The organism is Nocardiopsis protaetiae, from assembly GCF_045446735.1.
Classification (GTDB): Bacteria; Actinomycetota; Actinomycetes; order Streptosporangiales; family Streptosporangiaceae; genus Nocardiopsis; species Nocardiopsis protaetiae.
Map to the genome: position 1 here is coordinate 1 of NZ_JBJJBV010000098.1, position 18,310 is coordinate 18,310.

An 18,310-nucleotide genomic window follows, 5' to 3' on the forward strand; every position below is an offset into this window, starting at 1 on the left:
CGTCCTCTTTTGGCCCGGGGCCACACCTGGGTGCGCCACCGGTCGACCTCTTCCTCATCGCGTTCGGCGGCCCGCGTCGCGGGCACCTGGTGGGAGAAGCCCATACGTTGCAGTAGTCGCCACACCCCGGAGGGGTCGGCGTAGGAGACGTGGAAGCGTTCGTTGATGAGGTGGTTGACCCGGTCCAGGGTCCAGGACTGGTCGGGCCATCCGTGCTCGGTGGGGCTGGAGTCGAGCAGGGCGGCCAGGGCCCGCTCCTGCTCGCCGTTCAGGAAGGGTTCGGCGCCGCGGGGCCGGGCGGCCAGCGCGGCGGGGCCCTCGTTCTTCCAGGCGGTGTGCCACTTGTGGACGGCTTGTCTGCTCACGCCGAGCAGGCGGGCGATCGCGGCTTGGGACAGCTCGCCCTGGTCGAACAGCTCCGCGGCGACCAGGCGTCGTTTCTCGTACTCGGCAGGAGTGCGGGGAGAGGAGAGGGGAAGCTCCATGGCCAGGGTTTTCCCAGCTCGCTCGGCTGTCAACCCACACATCAAAGATCAGTAGTCAGAGTACAGCGAGGAGGACGAACCATCGATGGTGTCCAGAGCGGCGTTCAGGGCGTACAGCGCCGCTTCGTGCTCTCCCTTGGGCGGATTGTTGGCCAGGGCCAGGATGGTCAGCATCGGCTGGGCCGCGGCCGTCTTCAGATCGGTGATCGGTTTGAGGGTGTCCAGGGCCAGGATCCGGGGACGGATCTCCCCGCATCCCAGGTCGATGGGCTTGGAGTAGTAGTCGGCTATCCCCGATGAGGGAACGACGGCCAGCAGGGCCACCGGACACCTCAGGCGCCAGCGAACGTTGGCGACGTAGGCGGGCCAGCTGTAGAACTTCCGGGCGTCCTTGGAATTCTGGGGTTCGACCATGATCGCCAGCACCGGGACGGGCTTACCGGGTTCTTCCCCGGAACGGGGCGGGCGCTCACAGACCACCACCGAGTCGGAGGTCAGGTGTGCCACCGCCGTGCTGGTCGCTTCGGCGGCGTCACAGCGGACATGGGTGAACTCCGGCAGTGGATCGCCGGTGAGTTCCTTGAGGAGTTCCACCGCCGACTCCGGCTCATTCCGGATCAGGTCGAGGGGGAACTCGTGCTGATAAGAGGGCATGGTGGAAAAGTAGCGGGCACATCCGCGTTTCCGCAGGTGAACGACGCTATATCCGCAATACGTACGAATTGTCCTACAGGTTGGCGCCGGCCTCGCCGCCGACGAGGGACTCCACGCCCGAGGCGGCCATCGGGCGGGCGACCAGGAAGCCCTGGCCGCGGTCACAGCCCATCGCGCGCAGCTGCTCCAGCTGCTCGGGGCGCTCGATGCCCTCGGCGACCACCTGGACGCCCAGGTCGCGGCCGAGCTGGATGATCGTGTGCGTGAGCAGGGTGACCGTGTCGTCGCCGCCCAGGTCGGCGATGAACGACGGGTCGATCTTGATGGCGTCCACGCTCAGCCGGCGCAGGTGCGCCAGCGACGCGTAGCCCATGCCGTAGTCGTCGATGGCCAGCTGCACGCCCAGCTCCCGGAGCTCGGCCAGGCGCTGGACCGCCTCGCCGCCGCCGTCGAGCAGGACGTCCTCGTCGACCTCCAGGGTGAGCACCTCGGCCGACAGCCCCGAGTCGGCGAGCACCGACTCGACCGTCCGCACGAAGCGCGGCGACAGCACCTGCTTGACGGACAGGTTCACCGACAGGCCGATGTCCCAGTCCGATACCCGCCACACGGCGACCTTCTCGCAGGCCTCCCGCAGGATCCACTCGCCCAGCGGCACGATCAGCCCGGACTCCTCCGCGGCGCCCAGGAACCCGTCCGGCCCCACGGTCTCGCCGTCGCGGTTCCAGCGCACCAGCGCCTCCACCGACGTCACCCGGGACGTGCCCAGGTCCACGATGGGCTGGTACTCCAGGAAGAACTCGCCCTCGGCCAGCGCCCGGCGCAGCCGGATCTGCAACTCCAGCCGGGACACCACCGTGTCGTGCATGTGCGCCGCGTACACCTCGACGTTGCCCGCCCCGCGCTCCTTGGCCCGGGTGAGCGCCACATCGGCGTTGCGCAGCAGGTCGCCGCTGTCGGTGTCCGGCTCGGCGAACGCCACCCCCAGGCTGGCGGTCAGCACCAGTTCCCGGTCGGCGACCTGGAACGGCTCCGAGGCGATCACCCGGCCCAGCCGCTCGGCCAGGTCCACCACCCGCTGCGCCCGCGGGATGCCCTCGATGAGCACGGCGAACTCGTCGCCGCCCCAGCGCGCCAGCGTCGCCCCCGGCTCCAGCTCCCCGCGCAGCCTGCGCGCCGCCTGCGCCAGCAGGTGGTCGCCGCGCACGTGCCCCGCCGAGTCGTTGACCGCGGTGAAACCGTCCAGGTCCAGGAAGAGCACCGCGATGTCCCCGATGGGCTCGTCGCTGATCGCCCGGTGCGCCAGCACGTCGCTGGCCCGCTCCTCCAGGTAGGCCCGGTTGGGCAGCCCCGTCACCCCGTCGTGGAAGGTGAGGTGCTCGACCTCGTCCTGGAGCGCCACCTGGGCGCTGATGTCGCGGGTGGTCACCAGCAGCCGGTCCGGCTCCCCGGGCTGCTCGTACAGCGACACCGTGGACTCGGTGTGCCGCCAGGTGCCGTCCGCGGCGCGCACCCGCAGCCGCAGGTGGACGCCCTGGCTGCCGCGTTCGTCGAACATGGCGCTGATCGCCTCGGTCCGCTCCATGTCCTCGGGGTGGATGAGCGCGGTCACCGGCGCGGCCAGCACGTCCTCCAGCCGGTACCCGAACGCCTCGGCGGTGCCCGGGCTGACGTAGGACACCCCGCCGTCGCGGTCCAACACCAGGATGACGTCGCCGCTGTTGCGGGCCAGCTCGTGGAAGTGCCCCTCGCGGTTGCGCACCATCCGGGTGAGGGTCGCGTTCTCCTCCAGCATCCCGAGCATGCGCACCAGCAGCACCAGCACGGCGGTCCCGGCGGCCAGCGGCAGCACCGGGGCCACCCCCGGCAGCCGCAGGCCGGCGACCGTGAGCACCACCGCGGCGATCGCGACCGCGCCCACCGCTGCCAGCTCCGGGGCGAACCGGTACAGGCCCCGCCCGGTGATCTTGCGCGGCCGGGCGCCGGGCCGGTGCTCCACCAGCCACGGCAGCGCGCCCATCAGCGCGAACCCCAGCAGGCGGACGGGGTACTCCAGCCCGCCCATCACGGGCGGCCCGGTCAGACGGGTGATGGCGCCGATCATGTCGGAGGCGGCGATGATGATGAGCGCGCCGATCGCCAGCAGCACCGCCCGCCGGGTGCTGTGCGGCGACATGAAGACCAGCGGGACCAGCAGGCACAGCACGGCGATGTCGGCCACCGGGTACACCAGGGCGAAGCCCAGCACCCCCGAGCCCTCGCCCAGTTCGTTGTACAGCGGCGAGAACAGCAGCAGCCACACCACGGCGAACACGGCGGCCGCGCACACGTAGCTGTCGGTGATGTGCCGCAGCGCGGTGCGCAGCCCGCCCGGCCAGGGGGCGAAGCGGGTGAAGCCCACCACGAACAGCGGCAGCGCCGCCAGCGCGAACAGGTCTCCCAGGGTCAGCGACAGCACCGACCCGGAGCTGAGCAGCCCGGTGATGCCGTGGGTGACGCCGCCCGCGCACCAGGCGAGCGCGGCGAAGCCGAGGTTGCGCAGCGCGGCCGGGCCGTCGGCACCGTCGGCGTGGGCGTCCCGGTCGGCGCCGGTGGCCGCCCAGCGGCGCGACGCCAGCAGCAGGGACGCGCCGGCGGCCCCCGCGGCCACGGAGGCGGGCCACTCGCCGAGCAGGGTCGCGACGGTGCCCTCCCCCACGGGGACCAGGGTCGCCGCGAGATAGACGAGGAACAAGGCGACGAGCCCGCTGACCGACAGGCGACGTGCCCGGGTTCCCATTACCGACCTCCCAGTGGGCGCGCCGTGGACTCCGCGGCGGATCTCCGCGGTCACGCTCTCTCCTCGGACATGGAGCATCCACCTCGCGTCGTGACGGATCCGGACGCGCTCGGGCGTCCGGCGCGTGGACCGGCGATCTCGCGGGACCTGGACGTTGCGGTGGTGGGCGGTCGCCGTCGACCGTGGCACCACCGTGCGGTCGCAACCCTACGCAACCAAGGTCACATGGCGATTGAGGACCGGACGAGAGATGACGACGGAGTAGTCACCCACGGTGACCGCGATCGCGGTCGTCCGTGTCCCCGAATGCTCTCAGGGTGCGCCGCGGTCACCCTCCGGAACCGCGGCACACCCTGAACCCTAGGGGATGCGGGACGGGCCCCGTCCCGCTCCCGGCGTGGCGCCGGGCACACACGGCGTCAGGAGACGCCCAGCCTCTCCAGGATCAGCTGGCGGGCCCGGCCGGCGTCGGCCTGGCCGCGGGTCGCCTTCATGACCGCGCCGACCAGGGCGCCGGCCGCGGCGACCTTGCCGCCGCGCACCTTGTCCGCGGCGTCGGGGTCGGCGGCGATGGCGGCGTCGACGGCCGCGCCCAGCGCGCCGTCGTCGCTGACGACCTTGAGGCCGCGGGCCTCGACGACCGCGTCGGGCTCGCCCTCACCGGCCAGCACGCCCTCGACGACCTGGCGGGCCAGCTTGTTGGTGAGCGTGCCCTCGGCGACCAGGGCGATGACCCGCGCGACCTGGGCGGGGGTGATCGGCAGGGCGGACAGCTCCACCTCCTGCTCGGTGGCGCGGCGGGACAGCTCGTTCAGCCACAGCTTGCGGGCCTCGCCCGAGGGCGCCCCGGCGGCGACGGTGGCCTCCACCAGTTCGACCGCGTCGGCGTTGACCAGGTCGCGCAGCTCGGTGTCGCCGAGGTTCCACTCGGCGCGGATGCGGGCCCGCTTGGCGGCGGGCAGCTCCGGCAGGGTGGCGCGCAGCTCCTCGACCCACTCCGCGGACGGGGCGACCGGGACCAGGTCGGGATCCGGGAAGTAGCGGTAGTCCTGGGCCTCTTCCTTGCTGCGGCCCGAGACGCTGGAGCCGAGGTGCTCCTGGAAGTGGCGGGTCTCCTGGACGACCCGGCCGCCCGCGTTCAGCACGCCGGCCTGCCGCTCGATCTCCGAGCGGACGGCGCGCTCGACCGAGCGCAGGGAGTTGACGTTCTTGGTCTCGCTGCGGGTGCCCCACTCGGCGGCGCCGCGCCTGTTGATGGAGACGTTGACGTCGCAGCGCATGGAGCCCTCCTCCATGCGGACGTCGGAGATGCCCAGGGAGCGGACCAGGTCGCGCAGCTCGGCGGCGTAGGCGCGGGCCACCAGCGGGGCCAGCTCTCCGGTACCGGTGATCGGCTTGGTGACGATCTCCAGCAGCGGGATGCCCGCGCGGTTGTAGTCGACGATGGAGTACTCGGCGCCGTGGATGCGGCCGGTGGCCCCGCCCACGTGGGAGGTCTTGCCGGTGTCCTCCTCCATGTGGACGCGCTCGATCTCCACCCGGAACTCGCGGGGGCCCTCGGGGGTGTCCACCGTCACGTCCAGGTACCCGTCGACGCAGATCGGCTCGTCGTACTGGGAGATCTGGTAGTTCTTCGGCATGTCCGGGTAGAAGTAGTTCTTCCGGGCGAACCGGCCCCAGGGGGCGACGGAGCAGTTGAGCGCCAGGCCCAGGCGGATGGCGCCTTCGACGGCCTTGGCGTTGACCACCGGCAGGGAGCCGGGCAGCGCCAGGCAGACCGGGCACACCTGGGTGTTGGGCTCCGCGCCGAACCCGGTCGGGCAGGAGCAGAACATCTTCGAAGCGGTACCCAGCTCGATGTGGGTCTCCAGACCGAGCACCGGCTCGTAATCGGCCAGTGCCTGCTCGTAGGCCACCGGGCCGCCGTTCGTGGTGGGAGTCACCGCGTGGGCCATCGCCGCAAACCCGTTTCCGTAGAGGACGTACCTTCCAGGTCAGCCTACCGAGCGCCCGGGGGTGACACGGCCGACGCCGGATGTCACGTGATGTGCACGATCGGGCCACTGTAGAGGTGTTCCTCCGTCACCGAGGGTGCCGGACCGATAGTCTGAATGTCCCCAGGAGACGATTTCGCCAGGCCGAACACGGGAGCTGCAGATGGGCGTCCTGCGTCGGTGCGCCGCGCTGTTTTCCTCGGTCGTCCTCATCGCGGCCCTGGCCGGTACCCCGGCCGCCCTCGCCGACGATTTCTCCCGTGTGGACCGCGACGCCGTGGCCGGGACGGACCTCGTCCCCGCCGGCGGCGAGCCCGTGGCCACCGCGCTCTACAGCCTGCGGATCGGGAACGACGACGCCGTGCGCGCCTACACCTCCTCACCCGGCGGTGAGGTCCGTCGGCGTGCCGCCTACGTGGAGTCGGACTGGTCCGACACCCCGGGCGGGGCCGCCGACCGGGCGCGGTGGATCGTCGCCCACTCCTACCCGCACCGGGACCTGCTGTCGCTGAGCCTGGACATCGGCCTGCCGCTGGGCGAGGAGCAGGCGATCGCGGGCACCCAGGCCGCCCTGTGGCGGGTGCTGTCGGACACCGAGCCCGACCGCGAGGCCAACGACCAGACCGTGCTGGCGCTGTACGACCACCTGGTGGAGGACGGCGGCGCCCTGCCTCCGGGCCCGCGCCCGCTGACCGTGGACCCCGACCACCTGGAGGCGACCGCCCCGCAGGAGCCGCTGGGCCCGCTCACCGTGTCGAGCACCGGCGACGGGCCGCTGAACGTGTCACTGAGCGGGGCGCCCGCCGCCTGGCTGGTGGACGCGCAGGGCCGCCAGACCGCCCAGGTCGCCGACGGGAACGCGCTGTACCTGGACGTGAGCCCGTCGGTCCCGGCCGGGGTGGTGACCCTGCACGTGCGCGGGGAGAACCTGCCGCTGGCCGAGGGGAGCCTGTTCACCGGCCGCGACGGGGTGCGCACCCGCCCGCTGGTCACCGCCGAGCCGGGCGAGGCGACCATCACCACCACGGCGACGGTCACCTGGCGCGCCCCGAGCCCGGAGGCCGAGCCGTCACCGGTGCCCGAAACCCCGTCCGAAACCCCGGAGCCGGAGCCGAGCGCGCCCCTCGCGGACGTCGCACCGAGCCCGGAGGCCACCCCAAGCGAGGCCGACCGAATCCCCGAGGAGGACCTGCCGACGACGGGCACCTGGCTGTCCGGTCTGCTGGTCATCGCGGGGGCCCTGGTGGTATCTGGCCTGATCATCCTGGTTCTGGGCCGCAAACGACGCGAGTGACCCCCGTTCAGTTGCATAACATTCGCCCATAATGCGGCTTTGTCCTGGTGGCATTTTTTCTCGCCCGTATCCGGTCACTTTTTTCGCGAACCGGGTTGGAAGTGGCGAATGGGATCGCTAGTATCGGGCGGGCGATCGACCTAGTGCGGCGCGCCGAAGGCCCGCCCCCGCGAGACGGCTCAGCCCGGGCTCGGGACGCTTCATGCCTCTCCTGACCCATGGCACCCCACGCCGCCTGCCCCCGACGTGGCCCTCCCCCCGACCCGGACGCACATGTGGCGGCTTCGTACCGTCCGTCCTTCGCAACGGATCACACCGCGGTCCCCACCGCGGCCTGAACCGTTTCCATCCGGTTACCCCTAGAAGACACCGGGATACGACTTGACTCAGATCTCCCTCCCCCGTACCGCCGGGCGCGCGGGCCTGGCGGCCGCCGCCGCTGCTCTCCTCGCCTTCGGCATGGCCGCCCCCGCGGCCGCCGACCCCGCCCCGTACGAGGGCGCGGTCACCGGCACCTACATCGGCAACGCCGAGAACGGCACCGGTGTCAAACTCGACGGCGGCAGCGCCCCCACCAGCCTCTTCAAGCTCAAGCTCGAAGACGGCACCATCCTCACCACGTACTGCATCGACTTCCGCACGAGCATCGTGAGCCAGGCGAAGTACGTCGAGGACGAGTGGGCGAACTACCCGGGTCAGGGCGACTTCGCCGAGCCCGCCAAGGTCCACTGGATCCTGCAGAACTCCTACCCGAACGTGAGCGCCGAGGCGCTGGGCGCCGCGGCCGGGGTCGACGGTCTGAGCCAGAAGGACGCCCTGGGTGCCACCCAGGCCGCCATCTGGCACTTCAGCAACGGCATGAACCTCAAGGCCGACGGCAACAGCGCGAACGTCAAGAAGGTCTACGACTACCTCGTCGGCAACGCCGAGGACCTGCCGCAGACCTCCGAGCCCGAGGCGACCCTGAGCATCACCCCCGGCACCGCCGAGGGCGAGGCCGGTTCCAAGGTCGGCGAGTTCACCATCGAGACCAGCGCGACCTCCGTGCCGGTGGTCGTCGACGCCCCCGAGGGCGTCGAGCTGGTCGACCTGGCGACCGGCGAGCCGGTCACCACCGTCGAGAACGGCGACAAGGTCGCCTTCGACGTCCCGGCCGACGCCGCGGCGGGCGAGGCCTCCTTCTCCCTGGAGACCACCGCCAAGGTCGCCACCGGCCGCCTGTTCAAGGGCGCCGAGGTCAAGACGCAGACCCTGATCACCGCCCAGGGCGGCGAGACCAAGGTCTCCGCCTCCGCCTCGGCCTCCTGGACCGAGAAGACCGGCGGCGAGGAGCCGACCCCGAGCCCCTCCCCGTCCGAGGAGCCGAGCGAGACCCCGAGCCCGACTCCGACCCCGGAGCCGACCCCGTCGGAGACCCCCTCCACCCCGGCCTCCCCGAAGCCGAGCGCTCCGGCTGACGACCGCCCGAGCCTGCCGGTCACCGGTGGCGCCCTGGCCGGCCTGGTCGCCGCGGGCATCGCCGCCCTCGGCGCCGGCGGCGGTGCGATCTACCTGAGCCGCAAGCGCAAGGCGGCCGGTACCTCCACCGAGGACTAAGGTCACCTGCTGAGAGCCCCCTCCCGGTTCCGGGAGGGGGCTTTTTCATGTGCACCATTCGCCCCACCTGGGCGTCTACTTCTCAGGAGCCGCGAACCGCGCTCTGGGACCCACCTGCCACCGGACCTCTCGGCTTGGTAGGGACACCCCAAATCGCTAATATCGGTCATGCGGTATACGCCGACTCCCCGCTCACACTCCTCACGGTGATCCTCCGGCCGTGCGAGCGACCCTCGATTCCCTCGCGGCCAGCACCGCAGAACCCCAAGGAAGAGACGTGACGAACGTGTCCCTCCCCCGTGCCCTCGGGCGCACGACCGTCGCCGCAGGCGCGGCCGCCCTCCTGGCCCTCGGCCTGGCCGCCCCGGCCGCCGCCGACAACGCCGTCCGCGCCCAGTACACGGGCCCGGCTCAGAGCGGTGCCCGGGTCCAGGTCGACGGCTCCCTCCAGAACACGACGCTCTTCACCCTCAAGCTGGAGGACGGCGGCACCTTCAGCACCTACTGCATCGACCTCAAGACGGGCATCCGCGGCAGCGCCTGGTACGTCGAGGACGCCTGGGCGAACTACCCCGGCCAGGGCGCTTTCGCCGCCCCGGGCAAGGTGCACTGGATCCTCCAGAACAGCTACCCGACGATCTCCGCCGCGCAGCTGGCCGAGGCCGCCGGTCTGGACGCCCGCACCACCCAGCGCTTCAAGGAAGAGCAGGCCATCGCCGCCACCCAGGCCGCGATCTGGCACTTCACCAACGGCGCCAAGGTGACCGCCCGCGACACCAACGGTGTCGAGCTGGTCTACAAGTACCTGATCGAGAACGCCGTCGACCTGCCCCAGGAGCCGGGCCCGTCGCTGAGCATCACCCCCGGCACCGCCGAGGGCGAGGCCGGTTCCAAGGTCGGCGAGTTCACCATCGAGACCAACGCCGCCTCCGTGCCGGTGGTCGTCGACGCCCCCGAGGGCGTCGAGCTGGTCGACCTGGCGACCGGCGAGCCCGTCTCCACCGTCGAGAACGGCGACAAGGTCGGCTTCGACGTCCCGGCCGACGCCGCGGCGGGCGAGGCCTCCTTCTCCCTGGAGACCGGCGCCGAGGTGTCCGCGGGCCGCCTGTTCAAGGGCGAGGACCCGAGCAAGCCCACCCAGACGCTGATCACCGCCAAGACCGAGAAGGTCACCGTCTCCGCCTCGGCCTCCGCCACCTGGACCGAGAAGACCGGCGGCGAGGAGCCCACCCCGAGCCCCTCCCCGTCCGACGAGCCGACCGAGAGCCCCGAGCCCACCCCGGGCCCGACTCCGACCCCGGAGCCGACCCCGTCGGAGACCCCCTCCACCCCGGCCTCCCCGAAGCCGAGCGCTCCGGCTGACGACCGCCCGAGCCTGCCGGTCACCGGTGGCGCCCTGGCCGGCCTGGTCGCCGCGGGCATCGCCGCCCTCGGCGCCGGCGGCGGTGCGATCTACCTGAGCCGCAAGCGCAAGGCCGCTTCCGGCCAGGAGTAATCTCCCCGCCCCTGGGCCCCGTCCTGTACAGGACGGGGCCCTTTGTCATGTGTTCAACAGACAAAAAGCCCAATCGTGGACAGAGTGCACTTGCGTCACCACAGAGGGTTGGACACACAGAGATGAATCGCTACCATCAGGCCGGTATCCCCCAGCGGAACAAGCGCCCCACCCCGGTCCCCGCACACCTCTCCCCCTCCGCTCGCCCCGACGGAAAGAGATCAGTGAATGTGTCCGCCCTCAGCCGTCCCGCTCTCGCCGCGCTCGCGGCCACCGCGCTCCTCCTGGGACCGCTGGCCGTCCCGGCCGCCGCCGACCCCGTCCGCGGCCAGTACACGGGCGTCGACGAGCACGGGCACGGGATCGTGATGAAGGGCGAGGAGTTCACCACCACCGCGACCTTCGGCATCGACCTGGGCGACCGCGTCCTGCCGACCTACTGCATCGACTTCCGGACCGGGATCGTCGGGGACGCCTGGTACGTGGAGGACAGCTGGGCCGACTACCCGGGCGAGGGCGACTTCAGCGAGCCGGGCAGGGTGCACTGGATCCTCATGAACTCCTACCCGGTCGTGGAGATCGGCGACCTGCGCGAGGAGACCGGCATCCCGGGCCTCACCAAGGCCGAGGCCCTGACCGCCACCCAGGCCGCCATCTGGCACTTCAGCAACGGGCTCGACCTGGAGAAGGTGGAGCAGAACCCGGACCTGCCCACGGTGTCCGAGGAGGAGGTCGTGGAGCTCTACGAGCACCTCGTCGCCAACGCCGAGGAGCTGCCCGACGAGCCGCCGACCGCCCTTTCGGTGTCGCCCGAGGAGGCGTCGGGGCTGGCCGGGGAGACCGTCGGCGAGTTCACCGTGGAGACCAGCGCCGACTCCGTGCCCGTCGAGCTGGACGCGCCCGCGGGCGTGCAGGTCGTGGACCTGGCGACCGGGAAGGCCGTCGAGTCCGTGTCGGACGGCGACCGGATCGGGCTCTCGGTCCCGGCGGACGCCGCCGCGGGCGGGGCCGAGCTGACCTTCGCCGCGGAGGCGGCGGTGCTGACCGGGCGCCTGTTCAAGGGCGAGGACGCCGACGAGCCCACCCAGACCCTCATCGCGGCGGCCGACGGGGAGATCACCGTCTCCCGCACAGTGACCGCCGCCTGGGACGAGGCGGGCGGCACCCCGCCGCCGATCGCGAGCCCCTCCGCGAGCCCGGTGGCCGCCGCGGCCGACGAACGACGCGGCCTGGCCCTGACCGGCCCGGCCGTCGCCGCCCTCGTGGCGGGCGCCGCGGTGCTCGTCCTGGGCGGTCTCGCCTTCCTCCTGGCCTCGCGCCGCAAGGCCGCGCAGGGCTGACCGCCCACGCCCCGACACCCCCGAACCCGGGGCCCGGACCGTACCCCCCACGGCCCGGGCCCCGTTCCCTGTCCCCACCCCTGTCCGTCCACCCGGGACAATGGGTCCCACCACCACCGAGGAGGCCCCTTGCCCCCGCACACCCTGGCCGCGCGCGTCGACCGGCTCCGGAGCCTGGCCGAGCGCGACGCCCGCGTGGAAGGCGTCCTGCTGTACGGGTCGTGGACCACCGGGGAGGCCGACGAGCACTCCGATCTGGAGGCGTACGTGTACGTCCGGGACCCGGAGGGGTTCGACGCCCGGGAGTTCGTCGCGGGGATCGCCCCCGTGCGCCTGGCCCGCACCAACATGTTCGGGATCCTGGCGGTGGTCTTCGACGATTTGATGCGGGGCGAGTTCCACGTGGAGCCCGCCGACGCCGTGGAGGAGCTCCGGTCCTGGCGCGGCTCCGTGCACCTGCCCGACCCGGGGGCCGCGGTCCTGCTCGACCGCACCGGGCGGCTCACCGAGGCCGCGAAGACCCTCACCGAACCCCTGCGCCCGGATCCGGCCGGGACCGCCCAGCGCGGCGCGGACGAACTGGCGGTCTGGACCCTCATGCTCACCGACCTGCTCGCCCGCGGGGAGGTCGCCCGCGCCCACAACCTGCTGCACGCGATGGTCTCCCCGCAGCAGCTCAAGCTGCTGCGGCTGCTGCGCGGTTCCACCGACCACTGGCTCACCCCGAGCCGAGGGCTGGAGCGCGACGTGCCCGCCGCCGATCTGGAGCGATACCGGCGGACCACCGGCCCGGCACTGCCGGAGGAGACCCGGGCCGCGGCCCGGGAGAGCTGGGCGTGGACCCGCGACCTGGTGGCCGAGGCGGCCGACCGGTGGGGCGTCACCCATCCGGCCGATCTGCACGAGGCCATCGCCGACCGGCTGGCCTGAGCCCGCGCACGACGGTGCCCGCCGCTGGAGAGGGGTCGGCCCCGGCGCAGGTCGACCCACCCACCCCACCGGCCGGCAAAAGGCCGCGCGCACAACGGCGCCCGCCGACCCTTCGCGGGGTCGGCGGGCGCCGGTCGTTCGTCGGGCGCCGCCCGCTAGGCGTTGACCGCGTAGGGGCTGCGCGCGATGAGGGCGCCGTCCCGGTCGGCCAGGGCGCGCTCGACCGCGGCCGCCACCCGGTAGGTGCGGTCGTCGGCCAGCGGCGGGGCCATGATCTGCAGGCCCACCGGCAGCCCGTCCTCCGGCGCCAGGCCGCACGGCACCGACAGCGCCGCGTTGCCCGCCAGGTTGGACGGGATGGTGCACAGGTCGGCCAGGTACATCGCCATCGGGTCCTCGGCGCGCTCGCCGATCGGGAACGCGGTGGTCGGCGTGGTCGGCGAGACCAGCACGTCCACGTTCTCGAACGCCGCGTCGAAGTCGCGCTTGATGAGCGTGCGCACCTGCTGGGCGCTGCCGTAGTAGGCGTCGTAGTAGCCGCTGGACAGCGCGTAGGTGCCCAGCATGATCCGCCGCTTCACCTCGGGGCCGAAGCCCTGGGCGCGGGTCAGCGACATGACCTCCTCGGCGCTGCGCGTGCCGTCGTCGCCCACCCGCAGGCCGTAGCGCATGGCGTCGAACCGGGCCAGGTTCGAGGAGCACTCGCTGGGCGCGATGAGGTAGTACGCCGACAGGGCGGCGTCGAAGCTGGGGCAGGACACCTCGACGATCTTGGCGCCCAGCGACTCCAGCAGCTCCAGGCTCTCGTGGAAGCGCTGGCGCACCCCGGCCTGGAAGCCGTCGCTGTCCAGCTCCTTGACCACGCCGACGCGCAGGCCGTCGATGTCGCCGCGGCGGGCGGCCTCGACGATCGGCGGGACGGGGGCGTCGATGGAGGTGGAGTCGCGCGGGTCGTGCCCGGAGAACGCCTCCTGGAGCAGGGCGGCGTCGAGCACGTTGCGCGCGAACGGGCCGGGGGTGTCCAGGGAGGAGGCGAACGCGATCATCCCGTACCGGGACGAGCCGCCGTAGGTGGGCTTGGCGCCGACCAGGCCGCACACGGCGGCGGGCTGGCGGATGGACCCGCCGGTGTCGGTGCCGGTGGCCAGGGGGGCCTCGAACGCGGCGACGGCCGCGGAGGACCCGCCCGAGGATCCGCCGGGGATGCGGTCGGTGTCCCACGGGTTGCGGGTGACCTGGTAGGCGGAGTTCTCGGTGGAGGAGCCCATCGCGAACTCGTCCATGTTGGTCTTGCCCAGGATGACCAGCCCGGCCTCGCGCAGGCGCGCGGTGACGGTGGCGTCGTAGGGCGGCTGCCAGCCCTCCAGGATCTTGGAGGCGGCGGTGGTGGGCATGTCCTTGGTGGTGAACACGTCCTTGTGGGCGACGGGCACGCCGGCCAGCGGGCCCTGCTCCTCGCCCGCGGCGCGGCGGGCGTCCACGGCCCGGGCCTGCTCCAGGGCGGTCTCGCGGCGCACGTGGAGGAAGGCGTTGATGTCGCCGTCCACGGCCTCGATCCGGTCCAGGTAGGCGGTGGCGGCCTCCTGCGCGGAGACCTCGCCCGCCTTGATCGCCGCGCCGAGGTCGGCGGCGCTCAGGCTCACGATGTCGCTCATGGCTACTCCTCCTCCCCGAGGATCCGCGGGACCCGGAACCGCTGGTCCTCCACCGCCGGGGCACCGGACAGGGCCTGCTCCGGGGTGAGGCACGGCCGCGCCTCGTCGGGACGGAAGACGTTGGTCAGCGGCAGGGCGTGCGAGCTCGGCGGGATGTCGCCCTGGGCGACCTCCTGCACCTTGGCCACGGCGGTGAGGATGTCACCGAGCTGGGCGGCGAGCGTGTCGAGCTCGCTCTCGTCGAGCGCCAGCCGCGACAACCGGGCGAGGTGCGCGACCTCATCGCGGGTGATGGCGGTCATGAGTGACTGAACCGTTTCTTCGGCGGACGGATGATCAGCACAATCCTATTGGCCCGAGTCCGCCGCGCGTCCCCGTTCGCCGTCACCGGAGGCCCATGACACCTCTCCCGTCGCCGGAAGTGAAGAGGACGGCCACGGCCCCGGGAACACTGATCGCGGAGTGGACGCCGAGCTCCCCCTCCGAGCTCAGTGTGAAGACCGAGGAGCCACCGGCGCCCTCGAAGCGCGCGAACCCCTCTGGAGCCGAGGCGTCGTCCACCCGGTCCGAGATATAGAGCACCCCACCTGCCAGGCCGACCCGATACCCATCGGCCACGAGATCACTGCGCATGGACACATCCCCGCGATCCAGCGTCCGCTCGGTCCTCCCGGACCGGCTCTGGATACGGTAATCACCGGTCTCTGTGTCCCACAGACCCAGCAGCGATCCGTCCGGCGAAGTCCACAGCAGCTCGGTTTCCTTGAGATCGGTGGCCTCACCCGCCTCGACGTCGAGCAGCGAGATCCCCCACTTGTGGGGGTAAGCGTGGCGAACGAGGACCAGACCCCCGGGACGAGGAACGATCTCCCGGTCCAGGGAGTCAGAGGGCGTTTCACCAATGGAGTGCTCAACACGCCAGAGCTCCTCACCCGTCTCCGGGTTCAGGCCCACGAACTCCGAGGTGAAGTCCCAGCCGACTGTACGCGCCACGCTCTCTTGGTCCTCCGGCTGCTCGAAGCACGTGGTGGCGGCGACCACGACCTCATCCCACACGACCAGGTCGTCGACCCATCCCTCATGTGGACAGTTCGGAACGTCCTCAGCGCTCCAGACCGCCTCACCCGTGTCCAGGTCAAAGGAACTGATGGAGTTCGGCGAATCGGCGAGGACCCAGGTGTCCCCCGTGACACCGGACAGCTCATCCCTCAAGTTCCAGGAGGAGAAATTCCAGATGTGGTCGAGTTCGGAAAGGTCGAGGGTGTACTCGTGGACGACCCGTCCGGTGTCCCTTTCCAGGACAACGGTCCAGGACTCTTCTTCGTCGTGGAGCACGACATGGGCGCCGTTGTCCGTTACAACGCCCAGGAGCTCCCGGTCGGTGTCACGGTAGGACCAGAGTTCTTCTCCGGTCTCCCCGGACAGTGCGACGGCCCCATTGTCCAGAATGACCAGGGCCCCCTGCCCGGTCTGAGCGATGGCGACCGATTCACTGCCCCGGGGCGCCTCCCACGTCCAGGAGACCTCTTCGACCACCTCTCGGTACTCCGGTGCTTCCCCGGGCTCATGCGTGCTGGACTCGACACCGAAGAACGAACACCCGGCGAGAAGGAACAACAGAACAGTTGGCACGGAAAAACGAGATGCCAATGCAAAATTTCCCACAAGCCTCAACCTAATCTATTTCCAGGACCCACCACCCCAACTTCAATCAAGGCACACGGACACCTTCCCACTTGTTCCCAGTCTTCTAAATCTCGAATGAAATCCTCCACCCACCCATAGGCGCCTTCGGCATTGGCGCCGACCGTGTTCTCAGGCATGGGGGAGGCCTCCGTCCGCTCCGGGCAACTGGGACGGCGTTCAAGTTAGCAGCCGCATACCTACGGTGATTTCACGGGATGAGGGTTTTCTGTGGCCGAAAACGGTCATCCGTGTGACCGGGTATCGGCGCCCCTGGTGCGGGCGGCGAGCCAGGCGGGGATGTCGGCGGCGGGCATGGGGCGGGCGAAGTAGTGGCCCTGGGCGGCCTGGCAGCCGGTGTCGCGGGCGGCCTCGGCCAGGGCGCGGGTCTGGACGCCCTCGGCGGTGGCGCGCATGCCGAGCGCGTTGACCAGGGCGATGGCGGCGCGGACGACGGTGGGCCCGTTGCCGGTGCCGTCGGTGAGGCGGGCGGTGAAGGACCCGTGGATCTTGACCTCGTCCAGCGGCAGCCCGGCGAGCTGGACCAGGGTGAAGTGGCCGGTCCCGAAGTCGTCCAGGGCCAGCCCCACGCCCAGGTCGCGCAGCCGGTGGACGGCGGCGGTGGCGGCCTCGGTGTCGGTGATGAGGGCGTTCTCGCCGATCTCCAGGACCAGCCGCTCGGGCGGGATCCCGTGTTCGGCCAGGGCTGCGGCAACGGTGTCGGGCAGGTCGGGGTGGAGGAGTTCGCGCACGCCGAGGTTGACGGAGACGGGCAGCAGCACGCCGCTCTCGCGCCAGCGGGCGGCCCGGGCCAGGGTGATGTCCAGGACCTGCCCGGTGAACGCCCGGAACAGGTGGGACTCCTCCACGACGGGCATGAACTCGCCGGGCTCCAGCAGCCCCCGGGCCGGGTGCCGCCAGCGGGCCAGGGCCTCCAGCCCGACGGCGCGCCCGTCGTCGAGGCTGACCTTGGGCTGGTAGTGCATCTCCAGGGCGCCCTCGGTGAGCCCGCGGCGCAGTTCGCTGAACAGGCTGAGCCGGGCGGTGGAGTTGCGGTCCTTGCCGGGGTCGTAGGACTCCACCCCCGAGCGGGCGGACTTGGCGACGTACATGGCGACGTCGGCGCGCTGCATGAGGTGCTCGAAGTCGACGGCGTCCTCGGGGTGCAGGGCGATGCCGATGCTGGCCTCCAGGTCGAGGTCCATGCCGTCGAGGCGGACGGGTTCGCTGAGGGCGCCGCGCAGCCGGGCGGCGACCTCGGCGGCGGCCTCGGTGTCGCGGACCTGGGGCAGCAGCACGGCGAACTCGTCGCCGCCGAGCCGGGCGACGAGGTCGCCGGGGCGGACGCTGTGGGTGAGCCGCCCGGCGACGGTCTGGAGCAGCCGGTCCCCGGTGGGGTGCCCGAGGGTGTCGTTGACCTCCTTGAACCGGTCCAGGTCGAGCAGGAGCAGGCCGACCCGGCCGCCGCGCCTGCGGGCGGCGTCGATCTCCTGGTGGGCGCGGACGGTGAGGAGTTTGCGGTTGGCCAGGCCGGTGAGCTCGTCGTGGTTGGCCTGGTGGTCGCGTTTGACCGACAGCAGGGCGCTGGTGTGCAGGGCGATGAGCGGCAGCGCGAACAGCGGCACGTACAGCACCGAGTGGGTGGCGGCGACGACGACCAGGGGCGCCATGGCGATGAGGACGGCGTTGATGCGGGCCTGTCTGCCGATGCCCTTGAACATGACCTGAGGCAGCGGCACGCGTTCGTGCATGGCGACGGCGCAGGTCACGAGCACCCGGTTGACCACGAAGTAGGCGGCCCCGGCCAGGCCGATGGCGACCAGGTCCTCGCCGGCGGGGATCCACCCGGTGGCGCGCAGCGGCGGCAGGGCCAGGCGCAGGACGGCGTCGGCGGCGCCCAGGGAGAGCACGTACTGGGCGGCGTTGAACGCGGTGCGGTGGGCGGCGTGCCCGCGCGCGAACCCGGCGATGACGGTGGCGGCGGCCTGGACGAGCCCGGCCAGCGGCAGGCCCTGGAAGATGACCAGGGCCAGGGAGAACGGCAGCGAGGTGGGGGCGCCGTCGCCGGGCGCCTGCCCGGGGATGGAGATGGGGCGCAGCTCGCCCAGCACGACCATGGCGAGCAGGACCCAGGTGAGGGGTTCGACGGCGTACGGGAGCAGCTCGGGGCCGGCCCACAGCAGGGCGGCGGCGAGCAGGAGCGTCCCGGCGGCGACGGTGCCCGCCATGTACAGCCAGAGCGGGGTTCCGGCGCGGGGGCCGAGGTCCCGGGTGCTGATGGGGTCTCTCATGCGTGCTGTCCTCATGAGGGGGACGCGGAGACCGGCGGCACGGTCGGTGCCGCGGCTCCTGATGGTTCCGGCCTGCGGGAGCGGTCACCCCTCCATGACCGAATCCCGGGATCG

The 18,310-nt window shown here is 71.8% G+C and carries 13 protein-coding genes; 5 read left to right on the forward strand and 8 right to left on the reverse strand.

Going from position 1 to position 18,310, the window contains the following annotated elements; all coding sequences use genetic code 11:
• The 4 genes from ACJOT3_RS16345 to gatB form a co-directional block, all read right to left on the reverse strand.
• On the reverse strand, positions 1 to 485 hold a 485-nt coding region (locus ACJOT3_RS16345), incomplete at its 3' end, for a winged helix-turn-helix domain-containing protein (protein ID WP_406973606.1).
• A gap of 48 nt (positions 486 to 533) precedes the next feature.
• On the reverse strand, positions 534 to 1,139 hold the full coding sequence (locus ACJOT3_RS16350; RefSeq protein ID WP_406973607.1) for a hypothetical protein: 606 nt from the start codon (positions 1,137 to 1,139) through the stop codon (positions 534 to 536).
• 73 nt (positions 1,140 to 1,212) lie between these two features.
• On the reverse strand, positions 1,213 to 3,918 hold the full coding sequence (locus tag ACJOT3_RS16355; RefSeq protein ID WP_406973609.1) for a putative bifunctional diguanylate cyclase/phosphodiesterase: 2,706 nt from the start codon (positions 3,916 to 3,918) through the stop codon (positions 1,213 to 1,215).
• Between the two features lie 419 nt (positions 3,919 to 4,337).
• Positions 4,338 to 5,834 carry an Asp-tRNA(Asn)/Glu-tRNA(Gln) amidotransferase subunit GatB gene (gene gatB, locus ACJOT3_RS16360; RefSeq protein ID WP_406973648.1) on the reverse strand — a complete coding sequence of 499 codons (1,497 nt, stop codon included), beginning with the start codon at positions 5,832 to 5,834 and terminating at the stop codon, positions 4,338 to 4,340.
• Between the two features lie 241 nt (positions 5,835 to 6,075).
• On the opposite strand from gatB, the gene ACJOT3_RS16365 reads away from it, so the two are divergent.
• The 5 genes from ACJOT3_RS16365 to ACJOT3_RS16385 all read left to right on the forward strand — a co-directional run bounded on the left by ACJOT3_RS16365 (position 6,076) and on the right by ACJOT3_RS16385 (position 12,567).
• A complete protein-coding gene (locus tag ACJOT3_RS16365) occupies positions 6,076 to 7,206 on the forward strand; it encodes a Cys-Gln thioester bond-forming surface protein (protein ID WP_406973611.1) in 1,131 nt (376 codons plus the stop codon).
• Between the two features lie 381 nt (positions 7,207 to 7,587).
• Positions 7,588 to 8,802, forward strand: coding sequence for a thioester domain-containing protein (locus tag ACJOT3_RS16370; protein ID WP_406973613.1), 1,215 nt, complete (start codon positions 7,588 to 7,590; stop codon positions 8,800 to 8,802).
• A gap of 277 nt (positions 8,803 to 9,079) precedes the next feature.
• Positions 9,080 to 10,297, forward strand: coding sequence for a thioester domain-containing protein (locus ACJOT3_RS16375; RefSeq protein ID WP_406973615.1), 1,218 nt, complete (start codon positions 9,080 to 9,082; stop codon positions 10,295 to 10,297).
• 230 nt (positions 10,298 to 10,527) lie between these two features.
• Complete coding sequence (locus tag ACJOT3_RS16380; RefSeq protein WP_406973617.1) at positions 10,528 to 11,637, forward strand: thioester domain-containing protein; 1,110 nt, start codon at positions 10,528 to 10,530, stop codon at positions 11,635 to 11,637.
• A 129-nt stretch (positions 11,638 to 11,766) separates the two neighbouring features.
• Positions 11,767 to 12,567, forward strand: coding sequence for a nucleotidyltransferase domain-containing protein (locus ACJOT3_RS16385; protein WP_406973619.1), 801 nt, complete (start codon positions 11,767 to 11,769; stop codon positions 12,565 to 12,567).
• Between the two features lie 155 nt (positions 12,568 to 12,722).
• Here ACJOT3_RS16385 and gatA read toward each other — a convergent pair whose 3' ends face one another.
• The 4 genes from gatA to ACJOT3_RS16405 all read right to left on the reverse strand — a co-directional run bounded on the left by gatA (position 12,723) and on the right by ACJOT3_RS16405 (position 18,196).
• Positions 12,723 to 14,222, reverse strand: coding sequence for an Asp-tRNA(Asn)/Glu-tRNA(Gln) amidotransferase subunit GatA (gene gatA, locus ACJOT3_RS16390; protein WP_406973621.1), 1,500 nt, complete (start codon positions 14,220 to 14,222; stop codon positions 12,723 to 12,725).
• Between the two features lie 2 nt (positions 14,223 to 14,224).
• Positions 14,225 to 14,524 carry an Asp-tRNA(Asn)/Glu-tRNA(Gln) amidotransferase subunit GatC gene (gene gatC, locus ACJOT3_RS16395; protein WP_274809257.1) on the reverse strand — a complete coding sequence of 100 codons (300 nt, stop codon included), beginning with the start codon at positions 14,522 to 14,524 and terminating at the stop codon, positions 14,225 to 14,227.
• Positions 14,525 to 14,606: 82 nt separating this feature from the next.
• Positions 14,607 to 15,839 carry an outer membrane protein assembly factor BamB family protein gene (locus ACJOT3_RS16400; protein ID WP_406973623.1) on the reverse strand — a complete coding sequence of 411 codons (1,233 nt, stop codon included), beginning with the start codon at positions 15,837 to 15,839 and terminating at the stop codon, positions 14,607 to 14,609.
• A 311-nt stretch (positions 15,840 to 16,150) separates the two neighbouring features.
• Entirely contained in the window at positions 16,151 to 18,196 is a 2,046-nt protein-coding gene (locus tag ACJOT3_RS16405) for a putative bifunctional diguanylate cyclase/phosphodiesterase (RefSeq protein ID WP_406973625.1), read from the reverse strand.
• Between the last annotated feature and the right edge of the window lie 114 nt (positions 18,197 to 18,310).

Excerpts from the sequence above, each read along its gene's own strand:
- ACJOT3_RS16350 (WP_406973607.1), bottom strand. The coding sequence starts at position 1,139 with ATGCCCTCTTATCAGCACGAGTTCCCCCTCGACCTGATCCGGAATGAG.
- ACJOT3_RS16355 (WP_406973609.1), bottom strand. The coding sequence starts at position 3,918 with ATGGGAACCCGGGCACGTCGCCTGTCGGTCAGCGGGCTCGTCGCCTTG.
- ACJOT3_RS16365 (WP_406973611.1), top strand. The coding sequence starts at position 6,076 with ATGGGCGTCCTGCGTCGGTGCGCCGCGCTGTTTTCCTCGGTCGTCCTC.
- gatA (WP_406973621.1), bottom strand. The coding sequence starts at position 14,222 with ATGAGCGACATCGTGAGCCTGAGCGCCGCCGACCTCGGCGCGGCGATC.
- gatC (WP_274809257.1), bottom strand. The coding sequence starts at position 14,524 with ATGACCGCCATCACCCGCGATGAGGTCGCGCACCTCGCCCGGTTGTCG.
- ACJOT3_RS16405 (WP_406973625.1), bottom strand. The coding sequence starts at position 18,196 with ATGAGAGACCCCATCAGCACCCGGGACCTCGGCCCCCGCGCCGGAACC.